The following is a 25,303-nucleotide window of genomic DNA, read 5'->3' on the forward strand; positions in this document are numbered from 1 at the left end:
CTTGCCGGTATCCGACGAGCCGAATCCGATAACTCGAGTTACTGTGTTGTAGATCACGATGTGTGGTCGGTCACACGACACGCCGTCACGCGGCCAGCGAGGTCCGCGCGGTAGCCGATCCGGATGACCGGGTATGAACTCAGGAGGAATCGATGACACGCAGCGAATTCGCGGATCTCCGCTACGCCGTCGGCCAACTCCGGCAGTCCATCGAGGCACTGCGCGCGAACTACGGCGACGCCACCACGGTGCGCCGGCTGGAGAACGATCTGGAGCGACTCACCATCGACACCGAAGACCTCGAGCAGTCACCGCCGCCGATGGTGGCACGGCGCTCGCAGGAGCCGATCTATGTGCCCGACAGCAAGTCGGACGAAGCCGCATGGATGGGCGCCCAGGACGAGGGCCTCGGCTTCCACTCCCGTCCCCGCACGAAGTAACCCCGCCGGCGTCCGCCCGCCCCGCGCGGGCGGACGTCGTGCGTCTACCTGCCCCTCCCTGATTCCGCGACGAGTTGCCACCGGTTCACCGGCCATCCCGTCCGCGATCGACTGTGACGCAAATCACCGCACTGGGGCGGGGTCCGCGTTGGCGAGACCCTGCTCATGCGATAGCACCGGCGGCGTATGGTGCTCAGCATCACATTCGATCGCGGAGGTAATGATGACCACCCGCACCGCGGATCAGCGAGGGATCGACCGGTGAGTGCCGCACCGACCGTGACCCCCGAAACGGGAACCGGCGTCTTCAGCAGGACCAGGGCCCGCATCACGCAGCAGACGCTGCGCACCGACCGATGGTGGATCCCACCGCTGTTCACGGTGCTCGGCCTGGCCGCGTTCGTCATCTACGCGACGATCAGATCGTATGTGCGCACGGCGTACTGGGTCGCCGACTACCACTACCTGACGCCGTTCTACTCGCCGTGCCTGAGCACTTCGTGTGTCGACGGTTCGAGCCATTTCGGCACCCCGTTCGGCGAGATCCCGGCGATTCTGCCGCTCGGGTTCGTGGCACTGCCGTTCCTGCTCGGGTTCCGGCTCACCTGCTACTACTACCGCAAGGCCTACTACCGGTCGGTGTGGCTGTCGCCGCCGGCCTGCGCGGTCGCCGAACCGCACAAGTCCTACTCCGGTGAGACCAGGCTGCCGCTGATCATCCAGAACGTGCACCGCTACTTCTTCTATGTCGCGGTGATCATTTCGGTGATCAACACCTACGACGCCATCGGCGCCTACCACGGCGCGAGCGGCGGATTCGGGATGGGCCTTGGCAGCCTGATCCTCACCGGCAATGTGATCCTGCTGTGGGCCTACACCCTGTCGTGCCATTCGTGCAGGCATATCGCCGGCGGCAGGCTCAAACACTTCTCCGCCCATCCGGTGCGGTACTGGTTCTGGACCCAGGTCTCCAAGCTCAACACCCGGCACATGGCCCTGGCCTGGACCACCCTCGGCACGCTGGTGATCACCGACTTCTACGTGATGTTGGTTGCCAGCGGGACGATTTCGGATCTTCGATTCATCGACTGAGGAGTTTTCGCGGCTATGCCAGAAGTGGAACGGCACGCATACGACGTCGTCGTCATCGGTGCCGGTGGTGCCGGACTGCGCGCGGTGATCGAGGCCCGAGAGCGCGGTTTGTCGGTGGCGGTGGTGTGCAAATCGCTGTTCGGCAAGGCCCATACCGTGATGGCCGAGGGCGGTTGCGCGGCCTCGATGGGCAACGCCAACGAAAAGGACAACTGGGAAACCCACTTCCGCGACACCATGCGCGGCGGCAAATTCCTCAACAACTGGCGGATGGCCGAATTACACGCGCGCGAGGCACCCGACCGGGTGTGGGAGCTGGAAACCTATGGCGCGCTGTTCGATCGCACGCCCGACGGGCGGATCAGTCAGCGCAACTTCGGCGGCCACACCTATCCGCGGCTGGCGCATGTGGGCGACCGCACCGGCCTCGAGATCATCCGGACCATGCAGCAGAAGATCGTCTCGCTGCAACAGGAGGATTACGCGGAGACCGGCGATTACGAATCGCGGATCAAGGTATTCGCCGAATGCACGGTGACCGAGCTGCTCAAGGACGGCGACCGGATCAGCGGCGCGTTCGGCTACTGGCGCGAATCCGGCCGGTTCATCCTGTTCGAGACGCCCGCGGTGGTGCTGGCCACCGGCGGCATCGGCAAGTCCTACAAGGTCACCTCGAACTCCTGGGAGTACACCGGTGACGGCCACGCGCTCGCGCTGCGGGCCGGCGCCGCCCTGATCAATATGGAGTTCCTGCAATTCCATCCGACCGGCATGGTCTGGCCGCCGAGCGTGAAGGGCATCCTGGTCACCGAGGGCGTGCGCGGTGACGGCGGGGTGCTCAAGAACACCGACGGCAAGCGGTTCATGTTCGACTACATCCCCGCGGTGTTCAAGGGCCAGTACGCCGAGACCGAGGCCGAGGCCGACCAGTGGTTGCGCGATAACGATTCCGCCCGCCGCACCCCGGACCTGCTGCCCCGCGACGAGGTGGCGCGCGCCATCAACGAGGAGGTCAAGGCTGGTCGCGGCACCGAGCACGGCGGCGTCTACCTCGATATCGCCTCCCGCATGCCCGCCGAGGAGATCGTGCGCAGGCTGCCGTCGATGCATCACCAGTTCAAGGAGCTGGCCGATGTCGACATCACCAAGGAGCCGATGGAGGTCGGGCCGACCTGCCACTACGTGATGGGCGGGATCGAGGTCGATCCCGATACCGGTGCCGCGCGGGTGCCGGGCCTGTTCGCGGCTGGTGAATGTTCCGGCGGGATGCACGGCTCGAACCGGCTCGGCGGCAATTCGCTGTCGGACCTGCTGGTTTTCGGTCGCCGGGCCGGGCTCGGCGCGGCCGCGTATGTGCAGGGCCTGGCGGACCGGCCTGCGGTGGCCGACGCCGATATCGCCGCGGCCGCGAAAACCGCGCTGGCACCGTTCGATCCGCCGGCCACCGGCACCGGCGAGAACCCGTACACGCTGCACACCGATCTCCAGCAGACGATGAACGACCTGGTCGGCATCATCCGCAAGGAACACGAGGTGCGCGAGGCCATCGACAAACTGGCCGAGCTGCGCGAGCGGTTCGCCTCGGTCACCGTGGAGGGCCATCGCCAGTTCAACCCGGGCTGGCATCTGGCCATCGACCTGCGCAACATGCTGCTGGTCAGCGAATGTGTCGCGCAGGCGGCGCTGCTGCGCACCGAGAGCCGCGGCGGGCACACCCGCGACGACCATCCGGCCATGGATCCGCAATGGCGCAACAAACTGCTGGTCTGCACCCTGGACCCGGCCCGGCCGGACGGCACGGTGCCCGGTGTGTCGGTGACGGTCGAGGATCAGCTGCCGATGCGGGCCGAACTGCTCGCGCTGTTCGATCTGGCCGAACTCGAGAAGTACTACACCCCAGCCGAACTCGCCGGCCATCCGGCGGCCGGAGTTTCCACCGACGGAGAGGCCTGACTATGGGTTACGACGCCAGGTTCCGCATCTGGCGCGGCGATATCGACGGCGGCGAGCTGCACGACTTCACCGTGCCCGTGCACGAGGGCGAGGTGGTGCTCGACATTATCCACCGCTTGCAGGCCACCCAGGCACCCGATCTGGCGGTGCGCTGGAATTGCAAAGCGGGCAAATGCGGTTCGTGCTCGGCCGAGGTGAACGGGCGGCCGCGGCTGCTGTGCATGACCCGGATGTCGACCTTCACCGAGGACGAACTCATCACGGTGACGCCCATGCGCACCTTCCCGGTCATCAAGGATCTGGTGACCGACGTGTCGTTCAACTACGAAAAGGCCAGGGAAGTCCCGTCGTTCACCCCGCCCCCGGATCTGAAACCGGGGGAGTACCGGATGAAACAAGTCGATGTGGAGCGGTCGCAGGAGTTCCGCAAATGCATCGAATGTTTCCTGTGCCAGAACACCTGTCATGTCGTGCGCGATCACGAGGACAACAAACAGGCCTTTTCCGGCCCGCGGTATTTGATGCGGATCGCCGAATTGGAGATGCATCCGCTCGATGTGGCCGACCGCCGGAATATGGCTCAGGACGAGCACGGCCTCGGCTTCTGCAATATCACGAAATGCTGCACCGAGGTGTGCCCTGAACACATCAAGATCACCGACAATGCGCTCATTCCGATGAAGGAGCGGGTGGTGGATCGTAAATACGATCCGCTGGTGTGGCTGGGCAACAAGCTCTTTCGTCGCTGACCAGCGCCTCGGCGCGAGCCGGTGCCGCCCGCGACGGCGGCGCCGGTGCGGTCACAGCAGCGCTACCACGCCCGCTGCCACCAGCCATACCAGCGCGCCGACGAACAATGCCGACGCCAACGAGCCGGTGAGTACATAGATACCCACCGCCGACACCGCGAAAAGCAGCGCGACGATAAGCCATTCGACCCAGTCGTGCGGCCGCAATCTGCGGTACAAGGGGTGGGTGTTTTTCAGCCCACGGTCCACGAGTTGTTGTCTACCCGTTATCTACGGCAGCCAAACACCAGGTGGACCGTGGGCCGGCGGTCTCCTATTACGAACGGCCTGGCCGGTCGAATTCGCCGTCCTGCACGCCAGCGGTGAACGCGGCCCATTCGCCCGGAGTGAAGACGAGTACCGGACCATCAGGATTCTTACCGTCCCGCATGCCGACGTGGCCATCGGCGAGCATCGCAATCTCCACGGCGTCGCCGTTCTCGCCCTCGCCGGCGCGCAACCACGTGGCGCCGGACAGGTCGATGTCGGCGCCCTTGTCGATACTCATGCCAGGAACTCCTTCGCCAGCTGCCGCAGCAGGTGCCTACTCGATTGATCGTCCAGCGCACACTGCTGGAGGTTCTCGTGCGCCCGATGGTACCGGCGCACATCGGCCGGGCGTTCCAGATACAGATCGCCGGTCAGGCCCTCGGCGTGCACGACCGGCGGTTCCAGCGGACGGCCCGCGCGGTCGGTGCCGAATTCCAGGATGGTGAACGCGCCGGTGCCGACCCCGAGCGGCACGCCCGCCGCGAACGGCAGCACTCGCACCATCACGTTGCCCCTGGTGCCGATATCGGCCAGATGCCGTAGCTGGCCGGCCATCACCTTGGCGCTGCCGACCATGCGGCGCAGCACCGCCTCGTGCACGATCACCCGCACCGTCGCCGGCGCGACCCGGCGGGTGATCAGCGCCTGGCGTTGCAGCCGCAGCTGCACGCGCCGGTCGAGCGCGTCCTCGGACTCCTCGGGATGGGCCAGGCGATACAGCGCCCGCGCGTAGTCGGCGGTCTGCAACAGGGCGGGGACCAGCTCGGGGTGGTAGGCCGTGACGGTTTCGGCGGCGGCCTCCAAACCGACGTGTACGTCGAAGCTTTCGGGGATCACGTCGCCGAAGGCGTGCCACCAGCTCGGCGTGTCGGCCTGCTGGGCGAGTCCGGCCAAGCCCTCGGTGAGCTGGTCGGGCACGCCGTAGATGCGGCACAGCTCCCGGATATCAATGGTGCGGATCCGGTCGGCCTGGCCCTTTTCCAGCCGTTGCAGGGTGCTGGCGCCCCATTCCATCAGCCGAGCCGCCTGGGCGATGGTCAGACCCGCCTGGGTGCGCAGATCGCGCAGATACCGGCCGAGCTGCCGCCGCGGCAGACTCGTGGTTTTACTTCCCGAACTCACCGAACCAGCTGGCACCGCATGCTCCGTTCTGCTCTGGGATGAGCCCCGCGCCGTCGATCGGGGGGAGCCACGCGTGCGGTCCCCCGTCACACTTCGCCTGGGCATTGGGATCTTTCGTCCACTATGGGCAATCCTGCACTCCAGAACGGATCTTGTGCTGGGAATTCGCGCGAAAAGTCGACGGATCGGCAAACCCCGCCTACGGGAGCCGCCGGGGTGGTGTGCTGGAAGTGTGCCAGGAGCGGAAAATCGCCTAGCACAAGGGGAATCACGCAGGACTCCGAAGTCGAGCACCAGCTAACGCACGCAGAACGGGGAGAGTCATGACAGCACACCTCACCGAGTCGTCGCCGATCGCCGGCGGCCGAGCCGCTCCTGGCGCCCGCCGCGCCGGGTGGACGGGGGTCGCGTAATGCAGCTGACCAACCTCAATATGCACGTCGCCTCGCTCTTGGCTTGCCGCAACGACCCCGGTGTCATGACCCCCGAACAAGCCCATGCGGCAATGCAGTTGCACCTGGACTGCACCGTCGACGAATGCCGGGTACGACGGCGCGCGCGGGCGACACTGGTCGAATCCGGCCGGTGTGTCCTCGACGATCGAGCGCTGCGGTAGTGAGGGGGCAGCGCTCGATCGCCGATCGGTGATCAATGCCAGGAATGGTCGGTGATCGGGGTGCGCGGCCCGAACTTCGGTTTGCGCGCCTGCCCGCTCACCGACAGCAGCCGTACCGACCGATAACGGTGCGGCCGTAGCGGTTCCAGATATTCCACCATCGCGGCATCGTCGAGCGGGCGTCCGAGCAGGGTCCAGCCGACGATGGCCGCGAGGTGGAAATCTCCCACCGACAGGGCGTCGGCATCGCCGAAGGCCCGCTGCGAGATCTCGGCGACCGTCCACTCGCCGATCCCGGGCACACTGCGCAGCAGCCGGGCCGCCGCAGCGGGCTCCAGGCCGGTGCCGCGCTCGAGCGATTCGGCCACCCGGGCCGCGCGGACGATGGTCTGCGCCCGCTGCGGGCCCACGTTCGCGCGGTGGAAGGTCCAGGACGGGATGGTGCGCCAGCCGTCGGCGTCCGGGGCCACCCGCATTCCGTCGGGCGCCGGGCCCGGCGGAATGGAACCGAACTGCCGCACCAGGCGCCGCCATGAGGCGTGCGCCGAGACGGTGTGCACCTTCTGTTCCAGCACGGCGGGCACCAGTGCCTCAAACACCAGTCCGGTGCGCAGCATCCGCAGGCCCGGATGACGTCGGTGCGCCTCGGCGATCTTGGGATGCTCGGGGGCGAAGCCGGACAGGTCCTCGTCCAGGCACAACATCCACGGCAGCCGCTCCAGGAATTCCTCCGCGCCGGGCCCCCACGCGCGGGCGTCCACGGTGCCGGGGCCGGCCTGGACGAGCCGGTAGGTGACGGGGCCGGTGGGCATGCGTGCGGTGAGCCAGTGCGCGCCATCGCGGGTCAGCTGATAGCAGGGGTCGCCGGGGCCGCGGCGCAGCGGGGAGATCGTGTGCGCGAGATCGATCGGGCGATCGGAGGTGACGGTGCGGGCCGAGCCGGTGCCGCTCGCTTCCGATCCGACCCTGGTATCGCGCACGGGATCATTGTGCGCCCCGCCGACCCGGGTTTCCGCACGGGGGCCGGTGCCACGCTCGTTTGCTTCCTATCACGATCCGATGACGGCAAAGGCGCAGGTTAACCCGGGTTTGTAACAGTTTCGGAATATCCGGCGATAATGGCGTCGAATCGGCAAACAGCTGGCAGTCGCCACTACGGAGGTTTTCGACAATGATCACCAACGCGCTCAACTGGTTGCTCAACGCCTGGGGTGGAGTCTCCGCGGGCAGCTCCGGCTACCAGATTCCGCCGGGCACCCTGCCCTTCGGCAGCTGACCCGAAGCCGACGCCATCGCGCACGCGAACACCACGACACCCGCGTGCGCGTCAGCGTCGGTTGCCCAGGATGAACTGGGCGAGATGCCTGCTCGGACGCCCGGCCAGGTGCGTGGCCTGGATCCGGCAGGAGAAGCCGTCGGCGATCAGGATCGCATTGTCGCCCGCACGTTGCAGCGCGGGTAGCAGGCCGTTTTCTGCCACCGCGACCGAAATGTCGTAATGGCCCTTCTGCATTCCGAAGTTGCCGGCCAGACCACAGCATCCGGTGATTTCTGTCACCTCGACACCCATTCTGGCTAATATCCGGCGATCGGCCGCGAAGCCGAGCACCGCGTGCTGGTGACAATGCGGCTGCACCAGTACCGACTGTCCCGAGTGGTCCGGCGCGCGCCAGTCCGGTTCCGCGTCGAGGAATTCCGCCAGTGTGCGCACGGCCGCGGCGGTGGGTGCGGCGCGGGGATCGTCGGGCAGCAATTCCGGCAGGTCGGAACGCAGGGCGGCGGTGCATGAGGGCTCGAGGCCGACGACGATGCCGCCCGCGCGGACATGGTCGTCCAGGGCGTCCAGGGTTGCCCGCAGTCGCTTGCGGGCACCGTCGAGCTGGCCGGTGCTGATCCAGGTGAGTCCGCAACACGCCCGTTTCGCGGGAATGCGGACGCGGTAGCCCAGCGATTCCAGCAGCCGCACCGCGGCCAGGGCGATCTCCGGGTCGAAGGCGTCGGTGAAGGTATCGATCCACAGCATGACTTCCGGACCCGTCGAAGCGCCCTCCCGGTGCTCGTCGCGCCAGATCCGGCGGAAGTTGCGACGGGCGAGCGCGGGCACCTCACGCCGCGGGTCCATCCCGCCCACACGCAGCCCGGCACGACGTAATGGCGCCATCCTGGCCCCGGCATTGAGCAGGCGGGGCATCCGGCCCGCGACCGCCAGCCAGGTGGGCAGCCGGCCGAGCGTGTAGTGGTCGATCGGCCGGGGACGACGCCGGTAGCGGCGGTAGAGCGTCTCGGATTTATAGGTGGCGATATCGACGCCCGCCGGGCAGTCCGACCGGCAGGCCTTGCACGACAGGCACAGGTCCAGCGATTGCGCCACCGCCGGCGAGGTCCACGGCAGCGCGCCGCGCACCACCTCCTGCAAGACGCGGGCCCGGCCGCGCGTGCTGTCCTTCTCATCGGCCGTCGCCAAATAGGACGGGCACATGAAACCGCCGCTCGTCCTGGTGTCGGCCCGGCATTTGCCGACGCCGACGCAGCGGTGCACGGCCGTACTCAGATCACCGTCGTCGTGTGGGAACGCGAAGCCCGCGCCCGCCACCTTCGGCAGTCCGGCGAGGCGCAGGTCGTGGTCGATCGGGGCAGGGTCGACGAGCACGCCCGGATTCAGCAGACCGTCCGGGTCGAACAGTGCCTTGAATCCCGCGAACGTCCGCAGCACGTCGGGGGAGTACATGAGCGGAAGCAGTTCCGAGCGGGCGCGGCCGTCGCCGTGTTCGCCGGACAGTGAGCCGCCGTAGCGCACCACCAGTTCGGCGGCATCGTGCAGGAAGGCCCGGAACCGTTGCGGCGCATCGTTGATCGGCAAATCGAGGCGCACATGGATGCAGCCGTCGCCGATATGGCCGTAGAGCAGGCCGTCGACGCGGTGCTCGGCAGTGAGCGCGCCGAAATCGCGCAGGTAGGCGCCGAGGTGCTGGGGCGGTACGGCGGCGTCTTCCCAGCCGGGCCAGGCGGGGTGGCCGTCGGGAGTGCGGCCCGCGAGCCCGGCGCCGTCGGCGCGGATACGCCAGAGTGCCGCGGCGGCAGCGGGATCGGCGACGATCGTGCTGTCCACCGCGCCCGTCGAACGGCACAGGGTGGAGGCCGCCGCGACCGCCTCGCCTGCGGTGGCGCCCGCGAGTTCGACGAACAGCCAGCTGTTTCCACGCGGCAGATCGGGCACGGTGCCGCGATGGGTGCGGACGATATCGACCAGGCGGGCGTCGATCCCCTCCACCGCGATCGGGGCACACGCGGTGACCGCGGCGATATCGTCTGCGGCGGTGGCCATATCCGGGTAACCGAGAACCGCGAGCACCGTCTCCGAGGGAAGCGGCACCAGGTCGACGGTCGCCTCCAGCAACAGCCCGCAGGTGCCCTCGGTGCCGACGAACGCCTTCGCGATCGACGAACCCCGTTCGGGCAGTAGATGTTCCAGTCCGTAGCCGGAGGCCTGGCGCTCGAATCTGCCGAGATCGGTGCGCAGCACGGCCAAGGCGTCGCGAGTGAATTCGGGAAGGCCGGGGACAGCGGACAGATCGGCAGCCAGCCGTCGCTCGGTGCCGGTGCCGTCGAGTACACGCAGCTCACGGACGGTATCGGAGGTGCGGCCCCAGGCCAGGGCATGCGGGCCGCAGGCATTGTTACCGATCATGCCGCCGAGCGTGCAGCGGTTCTGCGTCGACGGATCGGGCCCGAAGCGCAGGCCGTGTGCGGCGGCCCGCCGTTGCAGTCTCGACAGGACGACGCCGGGCTGCACCCGGGCGGTGCGGCGCTCGGGATCCAGCTCCAGCACCACATCCAGGTGCCTGCTGAAATCGAGCACGATGCCCGGCCCGATCGCATTGCCCGCCACCGAGGTTCCCGCCCCGCGCGCCGTCACCGGCAGGCCTTCGGCCCGGGCGACGTCGAGCACCGCCGCCACGTCGTCGTCCACGCGCGGAAACACCACGGCCGCCGGCAACACCCGATAGTTCGACGCATCCGAGGAATATTCGGCGCGCCGCCGCGGGGATACGTCGACCTCACCGCCGATCCGCCGGCGCAACACCCGCGCCAACCGAACCCGCGCACCGTCCTCATCGGTCACCCCACCCAGCCTAGGCGGCTACCTCGCCTCCGCTCGGTCCGGCGCTCCCAGCGGCTACCTCGCCTCCGCTCGGTCCGGCGCTCCCAGCGGCTACCTCGCCTGCGCTCGGCCCGGCACTCCCAGCCGCGACTCACCGACGCTGCTGGTCGGCGCCCGCCGCTGCCCAGAGCGCTCACCATCGAGGCGCCTGCAATCGGTCCACCGGGCACTTGCCGGTGCGCATCCTGCGACGCTGCGTCATCGGATCTGCGTCGGATCGGCGCACTACGGTCCTCCGACCGGGCCTGCGCAGACCCGAAATAACCTTCCGAAACAACTTGCTCTCAACCTTTGTTGAGGTCTTAGTGTCGGTGGCCTGAGGTTGACTGGCGGGGAGTGGAAGGACGGGTCGAGGTGAGCATCGAATCGGTGGCCTGGAGCCAGATGTATCGGCGGATGAACGCGCCCGACGAGCAGCGGCCGTTCAGTATGGCCACGGCGCGGCGGATTCTGCGCTTCGCGGCGCCGCATAAGCGCCGATTGGGCGCGTTCCTGCTGTTCAGCGTCGTTTCCGCGCTGCTGGCGGTGGCCACGCCGCTACTGGCGGGGCGGGTGGTGAACGGCATCGTCGACGGCGCCGCGCCGCGGGTGGTGGTCGTGCTGGCGCTGGCCATCGGCGGGCTCGCGGTCGTCGACGCCGCCCTCGGGCTGGCGATCCGCTGGCTGTCGGCCCGCATCGGTGAGGGGCTGATCCTGGACCTGCGCACCGCCGTGTTCGACCACGTGCAGAAGATGCCCATTGCGTTCTTCACCCGCACCCGCACCGGCGCGCTGGTCAGCCGGTTGAACAACGACGTGATCGGCGCGCAGCGCGCGTTCAGCGACACGTTGTCCGGCGTGGTGGCCAACCTGGTAACGGTCATGTTGACGCTGGTGGTGATGGTCCAGCTGTCCTGGCAGATCACCCTGCTGGCGCTGCTGCTGTTGCCGGTGTTCGTGATCCCGGCGCGCCGGATGGGCGATCGGCTCGCCGATATCCAGCGCGAGGCCGCGGGCCTGAACTCGGCGATGAGCACGCAGATGACCGAGCGGTTCTCCGCGCCGGGCGCGACGCTGGTCAAACTGTTCGGCCGCCCGCATCAGGAATCGGCGGAGTTCGCGCTGCGGGCCCGGCGGGTGCGCGATATCGGGGTGCGCACCGCCATGCTGCAAACCGTCTTCGTCACCTCGCTGACGCTGGTCTCGGCGCTGGCGATCGCCCTCGTCTACGGGCTCGGCGGCTGGTACGCGCTGGCCGGCCGGCTGGACGCGGGCGCCGTCGTCGCGCTGTCGCTGCTGCTGACCCGGCTGTACTCGCCGCTGACGGCGCTGGCCAGTGCGCGGATGGAGATCATGTCCGCGCTGGTGAGCTTCGAGCGGGTCTTCGAGGTGCTGGACCTGAAGCCGCTGATCGAGGACGCGCCCGATGCCGTCCCCGTCCCGGAGGGCCCGGTCGCGGTGGAGCTGCGGAACGTGCGCTTCGGCTACCCGTCGGCGGACAAGGTGTCGCTGGCCTCCCTGGAAGAGGTCGCGACGCTCGATACGCGTGGCGGAGTGGAAGTGCTGCACGATATTTCGCTGCGCGCCGAACCGGGGGAGATGGTGGCGCTGGTGGGTTCGTCCGGCGCGGGTAAATCCACCATCGCGCAGCTGGTCTCGCGGCTCTACGACGTGGACAGCGGTTCGGTGCGGCTCAACGACCGCGATGTGCGCGAGCTGAGCACCCGCTCGATCCAGCAGACCGTCGGCCTGGTCACCCAGGACGGGCACCTGTTCCACGACACCATCCGCGCCAACCTGCTGCTGGCCCGGCCCGAGGCCACCGAGGCCGAGCTGTGGGACGCCCTCGAACGCGCCCGGCTGCGTGATCTGGTCGCCTCGCTGGCCGACGGGCTCGACACCGTGGTCGGCGAACGCGGCTACCGGCTCTCCGGCGGCGAACGTCAGCGGCTGACCATTGCCCGGCTACTGCTCAAGCAGCCGCGCGTGGTGATCCTGGACGAGGCCACCGCCTCCCTGGACTCGACTTCCGAGGCCGCCGTGCAGGAAGCGCTGGCCGAGGCGTTGGAGGGCCGGACCGCACTGGTCATCGCGCACCGGCTGTCCACCATCCGGGCCGCCGACAAGATCGTGGTGCTGGAGGACGGGAACATCGTGGAACGCGGCACCCACCCGCAGCTGCTGGCCGCGGGCGGACGCTATGCGGAGTTGTACCGGACGCAGTTCGCCGAGGAGCCTGCCCCGGTCGCGGCCTGACGTGGCGTCGACGCCCGGCCCGGCAGGAGCTCGGCGGGTCGCCGCCACGACCTGATAACCGCCGGAAACACGGGGCCGGCTCCGATCCCCGCGGCGCACTCCGGCGAGCGACCCGGGCTGCCCGCCGGTCGGTCACACACGAACCAGCGCCGGAGCGTCCGACCGCCCACGCGAGACGGTGTGGGCGGACGAATCGCGCGGTCCGGACTATCCCGGCGAGGACGCGCTCAGAACTCGCCCGCGACCCCGAAGACCGTGCGACCCGAGTGGCTGCCGTCCTTGATCGAACGCAGCACCCGCTCGGCCTCGGTGACCGGCGCGAAGTTCTCGATCTCCGACAGGTGCCGTGGGCGCAGCTCGTTGGCCAGCCGGCCCCACAACTCGCGCCGCTTCTCGATCGGATGGTTGACCGAGTCGATGCCCAGCAACGCCACATTGCGCAGGATGAACGGCATCACCGTGGTCGGCACCTCGGTGCCGCCGGTCAGGCCACTGGCCGCGACAGCGCCGCCGTAGCCGATGGCGCTGAGGATGTACGCCAGCGAGGCGCCGCCGACGCTGTCGACCGCGCCGGCCCACCGCGCCTTGGACAGCGGGCGGACCTTGGTATCGGGTTCCGGGAGACGGCCGATCACCTCGTTGGCACCGAGGTCGGCCAGATGATCGGCAGCGTCGGCCTTACCGGTCGACGCGATCACCTCGTAGCCGAGCCCGGAGAGGATGTCGACGGCTACGCTGCCGACACCACCGGTCGCGCCGGTCACCAGGATGGCGCCGTCATCGGGGGTGAGGCCGCGGTCGAGCAGCGCCTGCACGCTCAGTGCCGCGGTGAATCCGGCCGTGCCGAGCGCGGCGGCGTCGCGGGTGGACAGACCGTCCAGCTTCACCACCCATTCCGCGGGCACCCTGGCGTATTCGGCGAAACCGCCGTGGTGCGAGACGCCGATCTCGTAGCCGTGGGCGACCACCTGATCGCCGGGCGCGAAATCCTCGGATTCGGATTCCACGACTTCACCGGTGAGGTCGATGCCGGGAACGATCGGGTAGTTGCGCACCACGCCGCCACCCGGGGTGATCGCCAGCCCGTCTTTGAAATTGGCGCTCGAATAATGCACCTTGATCGTCACCGCACCCGGTCCGAGGAACTCCGCCCCGACCTGCTGTCGCGCGAGCACGACGCCGCTGTCCGATTCGTGTGCCACCATCGCCCAGAATTCCATGAGCCCGAGCATACGAGCGCGCGGCGGCGGGTTGGTCAGACCGGGACCAATTCGAGCCGGACGCCGAGCAGCCGCACCGGCCGGTCCAGCTCGAACCGGTCGATGATGCGCAGGGCGGCCTCGATGATGGCAGTGCGGTCGGTGGTGGGTTCGGGGAGTTTGGACTGTTTGCTGCGGGTGTAGAAGGTATTGGTGCGCACGGTCACCGATACCCGGATGGTGACCCGGCCCGCTTCGGCCATCTCATCGGCCACCTCCCCGGCCAGCCGCGCGACCTGGGCGCGGATCTCCTCGCGCTCGGTGAGATCGTGCGGGAACGTTTCGGACTTGCTGCGGCCCACGGGGATTCGTGGCTCCGTGACAACCTCTTTATCGCCGGCGCCTTTACCGAGAACCCACAGGTATGGGCCGGTGGTGGGCCCGAACGCCTGGGCCAGCCGGTGCCGGTCCGAGGCCATCAGATCGCCGACGGTCTCGATGCCGAGTTCGGCCAGTCGGGCGGCGATGCGGTTGCCGATGCCCCACAGCGCGCTGGTCGGGCGGTGTGCCATCACCTCGGTCCAGTTGTCCGCGGTGAGCCGGAACATGCCCGCCGCGGCACCGGCTCCGGGTTCCGCGGAATCCTTACCGGAGGATTTGGCGAAACCGGTGGCGAGTTTGGCGGTGAGCTTGTTGTCGCCGATCCCGACCGAACAGCTCAACTCCAATTCCGCGATGGCGGCGCGGATCTCGCGGGCCAACCCCTCCGGATCGTCGGTGTCGGCGGCCAGGAACGCCTCGTCCCAGCCCCACACCTCCACCGGCCCGAAGGTCCGCAACAGCGCCATGACCTCCTCGGACGCCTCCTCGTAGCTGGTCATATCCAGCGGCAGGAACACCCCCTCCGGACACTTGCGCACCGCGGTCCGCAATGCCATCCCCGCCCGCACCCCGAACGCCCGCGCCGGATACGAGGCACAGGTGACCACCTTGCGCGGCTCCTGCGGATCCCCGTTCCCGCCCACGATCACCGGCCGCCCGCGCAGCTCCGGATGACGACGGAACTCCACCGCCGCCTGAAATTGGTCGAGATCGACATGCAACAGCCACCGGGGCATAGGACCGTCTTACCGCATGGGTGTGACAGCCGAGCGTGTATTACAAATCGTATTACACTGGTGTTATGGGAGCGCTGAATGTACGGACAGACGAAGCCATGGAGACGGCGCTACGTGCGCTGACAGGTGAACACCGCACCCGGTCCGAAGCGGTGCGGTACGCGCTGCTGCGCACCTACAAGGAACTGCTGCTGGAGCAGGCCGCGGCCGATTCGGAGCGACTCGACAATGACCCCGACGACCGGGCCGAGATGTTGGCGATCCAGCGATTCATGGGGGTGGAGTGATATTCCGGGGAGCGATTTACGAGATCAAGGCTCTTCCCGGCGCTCGCGGCCATGAGCAACAAGGCCGCCGATATTGCGTGGTGATCCAATCGGATCGGTTCGCCTCCAGCACCGTCATCGTAGCGATGACCTCGACCAGCGCAGCGCCCGCGATCTTCCGGCCCGAGATCGAGTTCGATGGCACCAAGACTCGAATACTCGCCGACCAGATCTACACCGTCGCACCCGAGCGATTGGGTCAGTGCAAGGGTTCCCTGGACGGGTCGGAGCTGTCCGAGCTAGATCGGGCTCTCATGCTGAAACTCGGTCTGCTGTAATCACGATCAGCACGGAGGAGAACCGTTGATGACCACTCCAGAACTCGGAATCGAGCAGGCACGCCAGGTGCTGGCCGCGCAGCCGTTCGCGCAGCTGGTCGGCACGGAGTTGACGGGGTTCGGGGACGGCGCGGCGACCTTGGTGATCCCGCTGCGGGAGGAACTGGGCCAGCAGTTCGGTTTCGTGCACGGCGGCGTGCTGGCCTACGCGGCCGACAACGCGATCACCTTCGCGGCCGGCACGGTGCTGGGTCCCAACGTGCTGACCGGCGGGTTCTCGGTGACCTACCTGCGCCCGGCGAGCGGGAAGCGGCTGCGCGCCGAGGCGAAGGTGACCGGCTCGACCCGCCGCCAAGCGGTGGTGAGCTGCGAGATCTACAGCGAGGACGACGGGGGCGAGCCCGTCCTGTGCGCCGTCGCGCAAGGCACCACCCGCACCGTCGACCGCGAGCTGGGCAACGGCGGCTGAAATCCCGGGGGAGTCCCGGACGGCCTGACCGGACCCCTGCTCGGCCATACGCCGCACATGAAGCCCCGGAACGAACGGAGCCGTGCCCGCTCAGCACAGGCACGGCTCCGTTCAGCGTGACGCCGGCGGCGCCACCCCAGGTCAGGCGGTGGCCGCCAACGGCCGGCCATCCAATGCCGGTTCGGCGACCGGCTCGATGGCGTAGGCCAGGATGTCGGCCACATCGCTGACGGGGCGGACGTCCAGGGCGGCGAGCACATCGGCGGGGACGTCATCCAGGTCCGGCTCGTTGCGGGCCGGGATGAACACCGTCTTTAGGCCGGCCCGCTGAGCGGCGAGCAGCTTCTGCTTGACGCCGCCGATCGGCAGCACCCGGCCGTTCAGCGTGACCTCACCGGTCATGCCGACATCCGCACGCACCTGCCGTCCCAGCGCCAGCGACACCAGGGCGGTGACCATGGTGACGCCGGCCGACGGGCCGTCCTTGGGCACCGCGCCCGCCGGGAAGTGCACGTGAATATTGCGGTCCAGCACCGAGGGTTCGATGCCGATTTCTTCCAGGTGCGAGCGGACGTAGGTCAAGGCGATCTGCGCGGACTCCTTCATCACGTCGCCGAGCTGGCCGGTGAGCGTCAGCGACCGTTCACCGTCGACGGCATTGGTCTCGATGTAGAGCACATCGCCGCCGAGGCCGGTCACCGCCAGGCCGGTGGCCACACCGGGGACGGCGGTGCGTTCCACCGAATCCGGGGTGAACCGCGGACGGCCCAAGTAGTCCTTCAGATCACCGACGTCGATCGTCAGGGACTCACCGGAAACCGCTGCGGTGCGGCCGGATTCGGCGACACGGCTGTTCTCCGATGCGACCTCCGCAAGCAGGTCGTCGTAGCCGAGATCGGGGTCGTAGCCGAGACCGATCGTCGGCACCGCATCGGCGACCGGACCGCCCTCCGACAGCTTGGTCGCCGCCTTCCGCAACGCCTTGGCGATGAGCCGCTCCATCTGCCGGACCCCGGCCTCGCGGGTGTAGTTCGCCGCGAGCTCGCGCAGCGCCGCGTCGGTGACGGTGACCTCCTCGGCGGTCAGCGCATTGCGTTCCAGCTGGCGCGGGACCAGGAAGTCGCGGGCGATGGCGACCTTGTCGTCCTCGGTGTAGCCGTCGACGGTGATCAGTTCCATGCGGTCCAACAGCGGGCCGGGAATGGTCTCCATGACGTTGGCCGTGGCGATGAACAGCACGTCGGACAGGTCAAGATCCAGGTCCAGGTAGTGGTCGCGGAAGGTGTGGTTCTGCGCCGGGTCCAGCACCTCGAGCAGCGCCGCGGCCGGATCGCCCCGGAAATCGGAGCCGACCTTGTCGATCTCGTCCAGCAGCACCACCGGGTTCATCGAACCGGCTTCCTTCATCGCGCGCACGATCCGGCCGGGCAGCGCGCCGACGTAAGTGCGTCGGTGGCCACGGATTTCGGCCTCATCGCGCACACCACCGAGCGCGACCCGCACGAACTTGCGGCCCAGCGCCCGCGCGACGCTCTCACCCAGCGAGGTCTTACCCACACCGGGCGGACCCACCAGCACCAGCACCGCGCCGGACCCGCGTCCGCCGACGACCTCCAGCCCGCGTGCGGCGCGCCGCGAGCGCACCGCCAGGTACTCCACCATCCGGTCCTTGACCTCGTCGAGGCCGTGGTGATCGGCGTCGAGCACGGCACGCGCGGCCGAAACGTCGGTGCTGTCGGTGGTTTTCACCGTCCACGGCAGCTCCAGCACGGTGTCGAGCCAGGTGCGGATCCAGCCCGATTCCGGGCTCTGATCGCTGGCCCGCTCCAGCCGGCCGACCTCGCGCAACGCGGCCTCACGCACCGAATCCGGTAGATCGGCCTGTTCGACGCGGGTGCGGTAGTCCTCGGCGCCGTCGGGCTCGTCCTCGCCGAGCTCCTTGCGGATGGCGTTGAGCTGCTGGCGCAGCAGGAATTCGCGCTGACTCTTCTCCATGCCCTCGCGGACTTCTTCGCTGATCTTCTCCGAGACCTCGGCCTCGGCGATATGCGCCTTGGTCCACTCGATCAGCGTGGCCAGCCTCTTGGCCGGCTCCGGAGTTTCCAGCAGTTCCCGCTTCTGTTCGCTGGTCAGGTAGGTGGCATAGCCCGCGGTATCGGCGATCGCGGACGGATCGCTGAGCTGATTGACCGCGTCGATGACCTGCCAGGCCTCCCGCCGTTGCAGCACCGATACGACCAGCTTCTTGTATTCGGCGGCGAGTTCCTTGGTCCGGCCGTCGGCGGGGACGTCCTCGACCGGTTCGGCCTCCACCCACAGCGCCGCACCCGGCCCGGTCACCCCGTGCCCGATCTTGGCGCGCCGCTCCGCCTTCAGCACCGCCGCCGGCGCACCACCGCGCAGCCGGCCGACCTGTTCGATAGTGGCGACCACGCCGTACGCCGCATACCCCTCATCCAAACGGGGCGCGACCAGCACCTGGTCGGTCTTCGCGGCCCGCGCGGCATCAATCGCCGCCTGCGCCGATTCGTCGAGTTCGATGGGCACGACCATGCCCGGCAGCACGATCGGATCGGTCAGGAACAGCACCGGCAAATTCTGAGCTGCAGTCACGTCTTCGACCCTTTCAAAGTTGAGCGATGCCTACTCAACCCCGGGGTATTCGGGTTTGTTCCGGGGGAGTGGGGACGTTCACTCACAGCGAAGAAAGAGGGTGCTCACCTCGATGCCATCGCATACGTAAGCCACCGTCAGGCGAGAGCGACCGCGCGCGAGCACCTCGACAGCCACTGCGATCGCAGCTAGCCTGTCGGTGTTAGTTCGTTTTTGCGGAATTACGGAATTTAGGAGAAGGCCGTGGGTCGTAGGTGGGGGGTCGTCGCGGCCATGGTTATTCCGCTGCTCACGGGATGCGCGAGTCCCGGCGCTGCCGAGAGAACATGCGGGCCGATGCCCGAGCCCGGGGTCGCGACGGCCGAGGAATGGCTGGGCCGGATCCACGCCGAACCGGACACCATCGCCCTCGCGATCGATGACGGCCGGGGCAACACCATCGAACGCCGGGCCGACGACCAGCAGCCCCTCGCCTCGACGGTGAAGGTCGTTGTACTCGCGGCGTACGCCCGCGCCGTCGCGGCGGGCACGCTCGATCCGCGGGAAGCGGTGCCGGTCAGCGAGTGGGAGCGCTGGTATCTCCCCGGAACCGATGGCGGCGCGCATCTGCGAGCACGTGCCCGCCTCACCGCCGCGACTGTCACCCTTGATCAGCTGGTCAGCGCGATGATCCAGGAAAGCGACAACGCCGTCCACGACTACCTGCGCGACCGCCTCGGCGACCAGGCACTGATCGACGCGGCCGCGGCCGGCGGATGGCACGACTACACGCCTAACACCAAACTCGGGGAGGCCATCCGCGCACTCGACCCGGGTAGCGACGGGGGTTGGGCGACAGCGCAGCGGTACGCGAGCGACCCCACCTACCGAGCAACGATCCAGTCGAAGACCTTGCCGCCGATCGACATTCAATTGGCGTGGACCGAGACCACGGCCACCGGCTCGGCTCGCCAACTCGCATCAATGTTTCGCGCCATCGCGACCGGCAGTTTCGGTCCGGGCAGCGAGGTGGCACGCGCCCAGCTGGAATGGCCGCGACCACCGGCCGGATCCGTCGCGATCGGCGCCAAGGGCGGTAGTTATCCCGGCATGCTGGCCGATGCCTTCTACCTGCGCCGCACCGAGGGCACGGTCGCGACCGCCGTCCTGCTCGACCATCGCATGCCCGAGTCCACCTGGATCGCCGCGCTCGCGACCCTGAGTGAACAGCAACTGCTGCTCAGGGCCATGACCGAGCCGGCGACGTGGCGCCGATTAGCATGCGCGACATGATCGACGTCGCTGCCAAACTGGCCGAGCTGGAGGCGCGGATCGAAGAGCTGGAGGGCCGGCGGCGAACCGAGGATGCCGAACGCGGCTTCGTCGAATACGGCGGCAGCGTCGATTTCGGCGGCCCGATCGACTGGACGATCCGCTATAGCGCCGCCGCCATCCCACAACTGCCCGCGCAGGCCCGCGTCGACGTCCTCGCCGCCCTCGGCCACCCGGTCCGCCGCGCCCTGGTCGAATCCCTGCTCGACGGCCCACGCACGGGCGCCGAACTGGCGCAAGCGGTTTCCCTCACCTCCGCCGGCCAGCTCTACCATCACATCCGCGCCCTGACCGCGGCCAAGGTCATCGAACAACACTCCCGTGGGGCTTACCGGATTCCCGCGCAGAAAGTCGTTCCGATACTGATCCTGATGACGGCCGCCGCCGACATAGCCGAGGTGCTGCGGTAGGGCTGCTACTGCTTCAGGATTCCCGACTGACCAGGAGCCTCGCGTGTCGATGGTGGAACTGCCCGCGCGAATTCGGGCCGATGTCGAGACACTGTGGTCTTTCACCCAGATGCATCAAGCCGTGCGTTCGGCCGACATCGGAATCGGCCTGGGCAGTCACGATCTGGCGGTGGCCGACTGGGCTGCAACGCTGTACCGCCAGGGTCGCATCCCCATGATCGTGTTCAGTGGAGCGAACTCCCCGACTACGACCGCGGTGTTTCCACGCGGGGAGGCAGTGCACTATCGCGAGCGGGCTTTGGCGCTGGGCGTACCCGCCGAGGCTGTTCTCGTCGAACCGGAGGCGACCAACACCAGTGAGAACATCGCGTTCACACATCGGCTGCTGCGACAAGCAGGGCTCCTCGATGCGATCCGGTCCGCGGTACTGATCTGTCGGCCGTACCACCAGCGCCGCACGCACGCTGTGTGCAGAAAGCTGTGGCCCGAGGTGGATATCGTGTGCACGTCGAGCCCGGTCTCCCTCGACGACTACCTGTGCGCGATCGGCGACGTCAACCGAGTGGTGACGATGCTCGTGGGTGAAGTTCAGCGGGCATGGCTGTACCCGATGAAGGGCTGGGCGATACCCATTGAGGTTCCGGATGAGGTGCGAAGTGCCTACCGGCGTCTGGTCGACGCGGGCTACGACGATCGGCTCCTCCCTGAGTGAGGCCTGCGAGGACGCGGTCGGCTCTGAACAACCGGAGGTTCCGTTAGTCGTGGCGGCGGTCACGACCGACGCGGCTACCGAACGAAAACCAACGCCCGCTTCATGATTCACTCAGGCAGCGGGAATCAGGTTGTGACGACGTCACTTCCGTTGTCCCGAAGTACCGGCTTGTCCTGCGCAGCGCCCGGCGCCTGAGCCGCTGCCGGATCGTCCTCGACCCGATCCGCCTGTCCCGGTGCCGGATTCCGGTCCAACTCGAGCGCGTGCTCGCCGAGCGTCGGGTCGGAGAACACCAGTGTCACCTCTCCGCGGCGGGTGTCGACGTCGGTGCGCATCTGGGTGACGCCGGACGGGTCGGTGGAGACGCCGAGGCGTTCGCGGATCGGGTCGGACATCAGGATTCCGCTCAGCACCGTCAGGGCGTTGGTGTCGAGGGTGATGGAGACGGTGTTGGTCTGCGCTGGTGCCACCCGGGCGCCGACGTAGGTGGTGCCGAGGCCGAGGCGGCCGCCGACTCCGGCAGGGTCGGTGGGGGCGGGCTGCGGTTCGGCGGGTAGCGCGACGGCTGCGGGCGGTGGCACGACGACGGGGGCGGCGGCGGGCCGATCGCGGTAGACGGCAGCCTGGCCGGAGCCGTCGGTGAGCAGGATGGACCCGGTGCGATGGGCCGCACCGGTTCGCGGGGCGCCGTCGCGGATGTTCGGCACCGAGGGGCCGGCGAGTTGTCCTGGACGGTCGAGGCCCGGCATGTTCGTGGCGATATAGGCGCCGGACACCACGGTGAGACTGAGGCTGGCCGCGCCGGCCAGCACGATGGCGGTATGGCGAGCGATCTGAGCAGACTCGAATGCTGACACGATGCTTTCCTTTCCCTCCGCCCTGGTTTCCCTGGGGTCGACGGCCCGCATCGTTGAAAGCCGTACGCTCGTCCAGGTTACGGCGTGGAGGGTGAGCATGCCGCATCGCTGAGAGCAGCATCACAAGCGCCGGACCCGCAGGCGGCGGTACTGCGGCATTCACGTGACACGAGGGTGAACCATCCGCGTCGACGAGGTTTCGCGGTGGTCAGCGACGGGTACTCCCAGGTCGCTGGCGAGCGTCATTCTCGACTGCCCTATCGAGACACCCGGCCAATGACGTCCGATTCGTCGCGACGCACCCAGACTGGCGCTCGCCCGCTTCGCGTACCGGCGCGGGCGGGCTCGGTCAGGCGAACTGCCCCGCTGCGCGCCCCTCACCACTCGGACCGGCGAAGGCCTGCGCGATCGTCAGCCATTCGGCCGCATCCGCGCCCACCGCCGTCAGGGCGAGATCGTCACGATGCCTGCGCTGGGTGACCAGCAGGCAGAAATCCAGGGCCGGGCCGGTGACGCGCTGCGCGGCGTCCTCCGGACCCCAGGTCCACAGACTGCCGTCGGGCGCGGTGAGTTCGATCCGGAATTCCTCGGCCGGCGCCTGCTTGCCGCGCACCATATAGGCGAAGTTCCTGGTCCGGGCGCCGATATGGGCGACGGTGCGCAGCCGGGCGGTCGGCGTGCGGGTGACGCCGAGCGCGTCGGCCACGTCCTGACCGTGCGCCCAGGTCTCCATCGTCCGCGCGGTGACCATGGACGCCGCGCTCATCGGCGGCCCGAACCACGGCACCTTGGCGCCATCGGGAACGTTGCGCAGCGCGTCGGCCAGTTCGGTGCGGCTGCGCCGCCAGCGCTGCAACAGCTGAGCCGGCTCATCGGCCGCGGCTTCCTCGGCGGCCTCGTCGACGAAGGTCAGCACGCGCGGCCCGGCCTCGGCGACGAGCTTCGCGAACCGGTCGGCATCGCTCGCCGAGATCGTGGCGATTTCATCGGTCCAGGCCAGGTGGCCGATCTGATGGGCGATGGTCCAGCCCTCGGCCGGCGTTGGGGTGGCCCACTCGGCGGGTGCGAGCGGGGCGACGAGTCGTTCCAGGTCGGCGCTCTCCTCGGCCAGATCGCCGAGTAGCGCTTCGAGGTCAGCCATGGTCGTGTCCTTGCCCCCGCGTCGTCGTTGCCGGATGTCACTCGAGGTGACGTCGCGATTCAGCATCGCAGCTCGGTCGGAAAGAAGCAAGCATGCGTGCTTGTATTTGACGCCAGCAGACTTCAAGGCGCTGATCACGGAACCTAGAAATTCAGAAAACAGCTGGTAGGGGGAGGCTTCCTGAGCGGCGGTAGCGCCTTTCGGCCGTCTCGAGCCGCAACCCTTGCCCCGAGGTCACGCCTCGCGCTGTCATGTAAGTAAGTGGTTACTTGCAGGAGTTCGGATGGCCTCGACCCGCGAAAGAATCGTCGCCGAAGCGCTGCGACTGTTCGGCACCCAGGGCTTCGCGCGCACCTCGGTCGCGCAGATCGAAGCGGCCGCCGGGCTCTCGGGTGGCTCCGGTGCGCTGTACCGGCACTTCGCCTCCAAGGACGAACTGCTCGTCGAGGCGGTGCGGTCGCGACTGGTCGACCGGGGCGAATGGCAGCAATTCCTGGAGCCGGACTTCTCCATCGCGGGGTTCCTGAGCGCGGTCGCGCCGAGCGCATCGACGGTGGACCGGCTGTGGATGCTGTGCCGGATCGGGCTCATGCGCCTCGAACACGACCGTGACGTCACCCGGATCCTGCTGCGCGACAACTCGATTGCCCCCGAAGTGCTCGCGGTATTCCGCCGCGAGGAGTACACCGTGGTGACCTCGGTGGTCGCGCGGGGGCTTGCCGAACTGGCCGGTCCGCGGCACGCCGAAGCCGACTGGGAAGCCACCGCCGCCGTCATCGTCGGCGCCATCGCCCACTACTGGCTGATGTGCGACATCTTCGGCGGCGACCACCCCTCCGGAATGGACAGCGAACGCTATCTGCGGGCGACCGCGGAACTGATCGCCGCACAGATCGAAGCGGCCGTACCCCTCACCCCGAATGGACAGGAGTCCCTGCGATGACCCAGCACATCACCGTGATCGGTGGCGGTCTGGCCGGCCTCACCGCCGCCATCGCCTGCGCGGAAACCGGTGCGCCGGTACGGCTGTTCGAGGCGCACGCGACGCTCGGTGGGCGCGGCCGGGCCACCTCCGGCCCCTACATCGCCCACGACGGCGCCCACGTCTTCTATGCCGACGGGCCGCATTACACCTGGCTGAAGGCGCGCGGGTTCACCGCTGGCCTCGGCTGGCCCGCGCCACGGCAGTTGGGGCGCCTCGGATTCCGCACCGACGGTCGCGTCCGCCGGATCCCGCCCGCGCGGATGCTGCGCGCGCAGGCACGATTCGACCTGAAACCGCCGGTGGACATCGACTTCCGCAGCTGGGCCTCGGCGCGCTGGGGCGAGGCGACCGCCGAGCACATCGCCAACGCCATCAGTGTGGCCACCTACGACGCCGACACCGGACGTCTGTCGGCGGCGTTCGTCTGGGGCCTGTTCCAGCGAGTACTCGGACCCCGCGTGCCCGCGGTGCGGTGGGTGCGCGGCGGCTGGCAGCGGACGGTGGACCGGATGGTCGCCCGGGCCCGCGAACTCGGTGTCGAGATCAGCACCGGTGCGCGGGTCGACAGCATCGACACCTCCGCCGGACCGGTGATCGTGGCCACCGAGCTGGCTTCGGCCCGGCGCCTGCTCGGCGACGACAGCCTGACCTGGACCAGCGGATACGCCGCGCTGCTCGATATCGCCGTGCAGAGTTCGCCGCGCGACCGCAGCATCGTCTTCGATCTGGATGCCGGCGGCTTCCACGAGTCCTACACCATGCAGGACGACAGCATCGCCCCGCCCGGGGAGTCGCTATTCCAGCTCCAGATGCCGGTGCGGGCCGGCGAATCACCCAAGGACGCGCAGCAGCGCCTGGCCGAGTTCGCCGATCTGGTGATCCCCGGCCGGACGTCGCGCACCACTTTCACTCGAACGGCCACGGCGAAGGGCCGCACCGGCGCGCTCGACCTGCCCGGACAGACCTGGCGCGACCGCCCGGCCATCAACCGCGGCGGCGACGTCTTCCTGGCCGGCGATATGGTCGCCGCCCCGGGGATGCGTGGCGAGATCGCGATCAACAGCGCCCTGGTCGCGGCCGAACGCGCGGTCGCCGCCCTGCCCGCCCGCAGCGTGACGCGATCATGAATGAGTGGCCGCTGCGCGAGCCCCCGCGTCGTTGACACCTCCACGGGGCAATGAGAATGTTGGGACCTCGAGTCTCATT

Annotated in this window: 24 protein-coding genes; 14 read left to right on the forward strand and 10 right to left on the reverse strand. The window is 68.4% G+C overall.

The features are described 5' to 3' along the window. Nucleotides 1-152 precede the first annotated feature (152 nt). The 4 genes from NOCYR_RS27450 (at nucleotide 153) to NOCYR_RS27465 (ending at nucleotide 4,234) form a co-directional block, all read left to right on the forward strand. Entirely contained in the window at nucleotides 153-440 is a 288-nt protein-coding gene (locus tag NOCYR_RS27450) for a hypothetical protein (protein WP_014353684.1), read from the forward strand. 261 nt (nucleotides 441-701) lie between these two features. Continuing rightward, nucleotides 702-1,532, forward strand: a complete 831-nt coding sequence (locus NOCYR_RS27455; RefSeq protein ID WP_014353685.1) for a hypothetical protein — start codon at nucleotides 702-704, stop codon at nucleotides 1,530-1,532. Between the two features lie 15 nt (nucleotides 1,533-1,547). Beyond that, entirely contained in the window at nucleotides 1,548-3,485 is a 1,938-nt protein-coding gene (locus tag NOCYR_RS27460) for a fumarate reductase/succinate dehydrogenase flavoprotein subunit (RefSeq protein WP_048833790.1), read from the forward strand. A 2-nt stretch (nucleotides 3,486-3,487) separates the two neighbouring features. Then, nucleotides 3,488-4,234, forward strand: a complete 747-nt coding sequence (locus NOCYR_RS27465; RefSeq protein WP_014353687.1) for a succinate dehydrogenase/fumarate reductase iron-sulfur subunit — start codon at nucleotides 3,488-3,490, stop codon at nucleotides 4,232-4,234. Nucleotides 4,235-4,285: 51 nt separating this feature from the next. Here the strand turns inward: NOCYR_RS27465 and NOCYR_RS29550 are convergent, their stop codons facing one another. From NOCYR_RS29550 to NOCYR_RS27480, 3 genes are all read right to left on the reverse strand, one after another. Further along, complete coding sequence (locus tag NOCYR_RS29550) at nucleotides 4,286-4,483, reverse strand: hypothetical protein (RefSeq protein ID WP_048833791.1); 198 nt, start codon at nucleotides 4,481-4,483, stop codon at nucleotides 4,286-4,288. A gap of 67 nt (nucleotides 4,484-4,550) precedes the next feature. Then, nucleotides 4,551-4,781 (reverse strand): DUF397 domain-containing protein, encoded by a 231-nt coding sequence (locus NOCYR_RS27475; RefSeq protein WP_014353689.1) that lies wholly within the window; start codon nucleotides 4,779-4,781, stop codon nucleotides 4,551-4,553. After that, complete coding sequence (locus NOCYR_RS27480) at nucleotides 4,778-5,680, reverse strand: helix-turn-helix domain-containing protein (protein ID WP_231856004.1); 903 nt, start codon at nucleotides 5,678-5,680, stop codon at nucleotides 4,778-4,780. Before NOCYR_RS27480 ends, NOCYR_RS27475 begins: the two co-directional genes overlap by 4 nt. Before the next feature lie 397 nt (nucleotides 5,681-6,077). Between NOCYR_RS27480 and NOCYR_RS27485 the strand changes: the two genes are divergently transcribed. Beyond that, on the forward strand, nucleotides 6,078-6,281 hold the full coding sequence (locus tag NOCYR_RS27485) for a hypothetical protein (RefSeq protein ID WP_048833792.1): 204 nt from the start codon (nucleotides 6,078-6,080) through the stop codon (nucleotides 6,279-6,281). A 32-nt stretch (nucleotides 6,282-6,313) separates the two neighbouring features. Here NOCYR_RS27485 and NOCYR_RS27490 read toward each other — a convergent pair whose 3' ends face one another. Together NOCYR_RS27490 and NOCYR_RS27495 are read right to left on the reverse strand one after the other, a co-directional pair. Continuing rightward, on the reverse strand, nucleotides 6,314-7,261 hold the full coding sequence (locus NOCYR_RS27490; protein WP_014353692.1) for a DNA-3-methyladenine glycosylase family protein: 948 nt from the start codon (nucleotides 7,259-7,261) through the stop codon (nucleotides 6,314-6,316). 347 nt (nucleotides 7,262-7,608) lie between these two features. Then, nucleotides 7,609-10,404, reverse strand: coding sequence for an FAD-binding and (Fe-S)-binding domain-containing protein (locus NOCYR_RS27495; RefSeq protein WP_014353694.1), 2,796 nt, complete (start codon nucleotides 10,402-10,404; stop codon nucleotides 7,609-7,611). A gap of 393 nt (nucleotides 10,405-10,797) precedes the next feature. Between NOCYR_RS27495 and NOCYR_RS27500 the strand changes: the two genes are divergently transcribed. Then, the gene (locus NOCYR_RS27500) at nucleotides 10,798-12,678 is read left to right on the forward strand and encodes an ABC transporter ATP-binding protein (RefSeq protein WP_014353695.1); all 1,881 of its coding nucleotides are present in this window, start codon (nucleotides 10,798-10,800) and stop codon (nucleotides 12,676-12,678) included. A 227-nt stretch (nucleotides 12,679-12,905) separates the two neighbouring features. Here the strand turns inward: NOCYR_RS27500 and NOCYR_RS27505 are convergent, their stop codons facing one another. Together NOCYR_RS27505 and NOCYR_RS27510 are read right to left on the reverse strand one after the other, a co-directional pair. Then, nucleotides 12,906-13,898, reverse strand: a complete 993-nt coding sequence (locus NOCYR_RS27505) for an oxidoreductase (RefSeq protein WP_048834487.1) — start codon at nucleotides 13,896-13,898, stop codon at nucleotides 12,906-12,908. A gap of 35 nt (nucleotides 13,899-13,933) precedes the next feature. Continuing rightward, nucleotides 13,934-14,995 (reverse strand): DNA polymerase IV, encoded by a 1,062-nt coding sequence (locus NOCYR_RS27510; protein WP_014353697.1) that lies wholly within the window; start codon nucleotides 14,993-14,995, stop codon nucleotides 13,934-13,936. 65 nt (nucleotides 14,996-15,060) lie between these two features. On the opposite strand from NOCYR_RS27510, the gene NOCYR_RS27515 reads away from it, so the two are divergent. From NOCYR_RS27515 to NOCYR_RS27525, 3 genes are read left to right on the forward strand one after another with little or no spacing between them, the layout of a single operon-like run. Further along, a complete protein-coding gene (locus NOCYR_RS27515) occupies nucleotides 15,061-15,282 on the forward strand; it encodes a hypothetical protein (protein WP_197538402.1) in 222 nt (73 codons plus the stop codon). Continuing rightward, nucleotides 15,279-15,599 (forward strand): type II toxin-antitoxin system PemK/MazF family toxin, encoded by a 321-nt coding sequence (locus tag NOCYR_RS27520; RefSeq protein ID WP_048833793.1) that lies wholly within the window; start codon nucleotides 15,279-15,281, stop codon nucleotides 15,597-15,599. The genes NOCYR_RS27515 and NOCYR_RS27520 overlap by 4 nt, the downstream gene beginning before the upstream one ends. Before the next feature lie 28 nt (nucleotides 15,600-15,627). Next, on the forward strand, nucleotides 15,628-16,068 hold the full coding sequence (locus NOCYR_RS27525; protein ID WP_048833794.1) for a PaaI family thioesterase: 441 nt from the start codon (nucleotides 15,628-15,630) through the stop codon (nucleotides 16,066-16,068). 141 nt (nucleotides 16,069-16,209) lie between these two features. Here NOCYR_RS27525 and lon read toward each other — a convergent pair whose 3' ends face one another. Continuing rightward, nucleotides 16,210-18,657: an endopeptidase La gene (gene lon, locus NOCYR_RS27530; RefSeq protein ID WP_014353701.1), complete on the reverse strand. Its 2,448-nt coding sequence runs from the start codon at nucleotides 18,655-18,657 to the stop codon at nucleotides 16,210-16,212. 360 nt (nucleotides 18,658-19,017) lie between these two features. Here lon and NOCYR_RS27535 point away from each other — a divergent pair, with 360 nt between their 5' ends. Genes NOCYR_RS27535 through NOCYR_RS27545 form a run of 3 tightly spaced genes read left to right on the forward strand, consistent with a single transcriptional unit; the run spans nucleotide 19,018 to nucleotide 21,114 of the window. After that, nucleotides 19,018-19,953 carry a serine hydrolase gene (locus NOCYR_RS27535; protein WP_014353702.1) on the forward strand — a complete coding sequence of 312 codons (936 nt, stop codon included), beginning with the start codon at nucleotides 19,018-19,020 and terminating at the stop codon, nucleotides 19,951-19,953. Further along, nucleotides 19,941-20,402, forward strand: coding sequence for an ArsR/SmtB family transcription factor (locus NOCYR_RS27540; protein ID WP_048833797.1), 462 nt, complete (start codon nucleotides 19,941-19,943; stop codon nucleotides 20,400-20,402). The genes NOCYR_RS27535 and NOCYR_RS27540 overlap by 13 nt, the downstream gene beginning before the upstream one ends. Nucleotides 20,403-20,451: 49 nt before the next feature. Further along, nucleotides 20,452-21,114, forward strand: a complete 663-nt coding sequence (locus NOCYR_RS27545; protein WP_048834488.1) for a YdcF family protein — start codon at nucleotides 20,452-20,454, stop codon at nucleotides 21,112-21,114. Nucleotides 21,115-21,239: 125 nt separating this feature from the next. Here the strand turns inward: NOCYR_RS27545 and NOCYR_RS27550 are convergent, their stop codons facing one another. Then, nucleotides 21,240-21,971, reverse strand: coding sequence for a hypothetical protein (locus NOCYR_RS27550; protein ID WP_014353705.1), 732 nt, complete (start codon nucleotides 21,969-21,971; stop codon nucleotides 21,240-21,242). Between the two features lie 349 nt (nucleotides 21,972-22,320). Then, a complete protein-coding gene (locus tag NOCYR_RS27555; RefSeq protein WP_014353706.1) occupies nucleotides 22,321-23,112 on the reverse strand; it encodes a TIGR03084 family metal-binding protein in 792 nt (263 codons plus the stop codon). A gap of 283 nt (nucleotides 23,113-23,395) precedes the next feature. On the opposite strand from NOCYR_RS27555, the gene NOCYR_RS27560 reads away from it, so the two are divergent. Together NOCYR_RS27560 and NOCYR_RS27565 are read left to right on the forward strand one after the other, a co-directional pair. Further along, nucleotides 23,396-24,055 carry a TetR/AcrR family transcriptional regulator gene (locus tag NOCYR_RS27560; protein WP_014353707.1) on the forward strand — a complete coding sequence of 220 codons (660 nt, stop codon included), beginning with the start codon at nucleotides 23,396-23,398 and terminating at the stop codon, nucleotides 24,053-24,055. Beyond that, nucleotides 24,052-25,224: an FAD-dependent oxidoreductase gene (locus NOCYR_RS27565; RefSeq protein ID WP_014353708.1), complete on the forward strand. Its 1,173-nt coding sequence runs from the start codon at nucleotides 24,052-24,054 to the stop codon at nucleotides 25,222-25,224. Before NOCYR_RS27560 ends, NOCYR_RS27565 begins: the two co-directional genes overlap by 4 nt. Nucleotides 25,225-25,303 lie beyond the last annotated feature (79 nt).

The sequence above is a fragment of the Nocardia cyriacigeorgica GUH-2 genome (genome assembly GCF_000284035.1).
GTDB lineage: Bacteria > Actinomycetota > Actinomycetes > Mycobacteriales > Mycobacteriaceae > Nocardia > Nocardia cyriacigeorgica_B.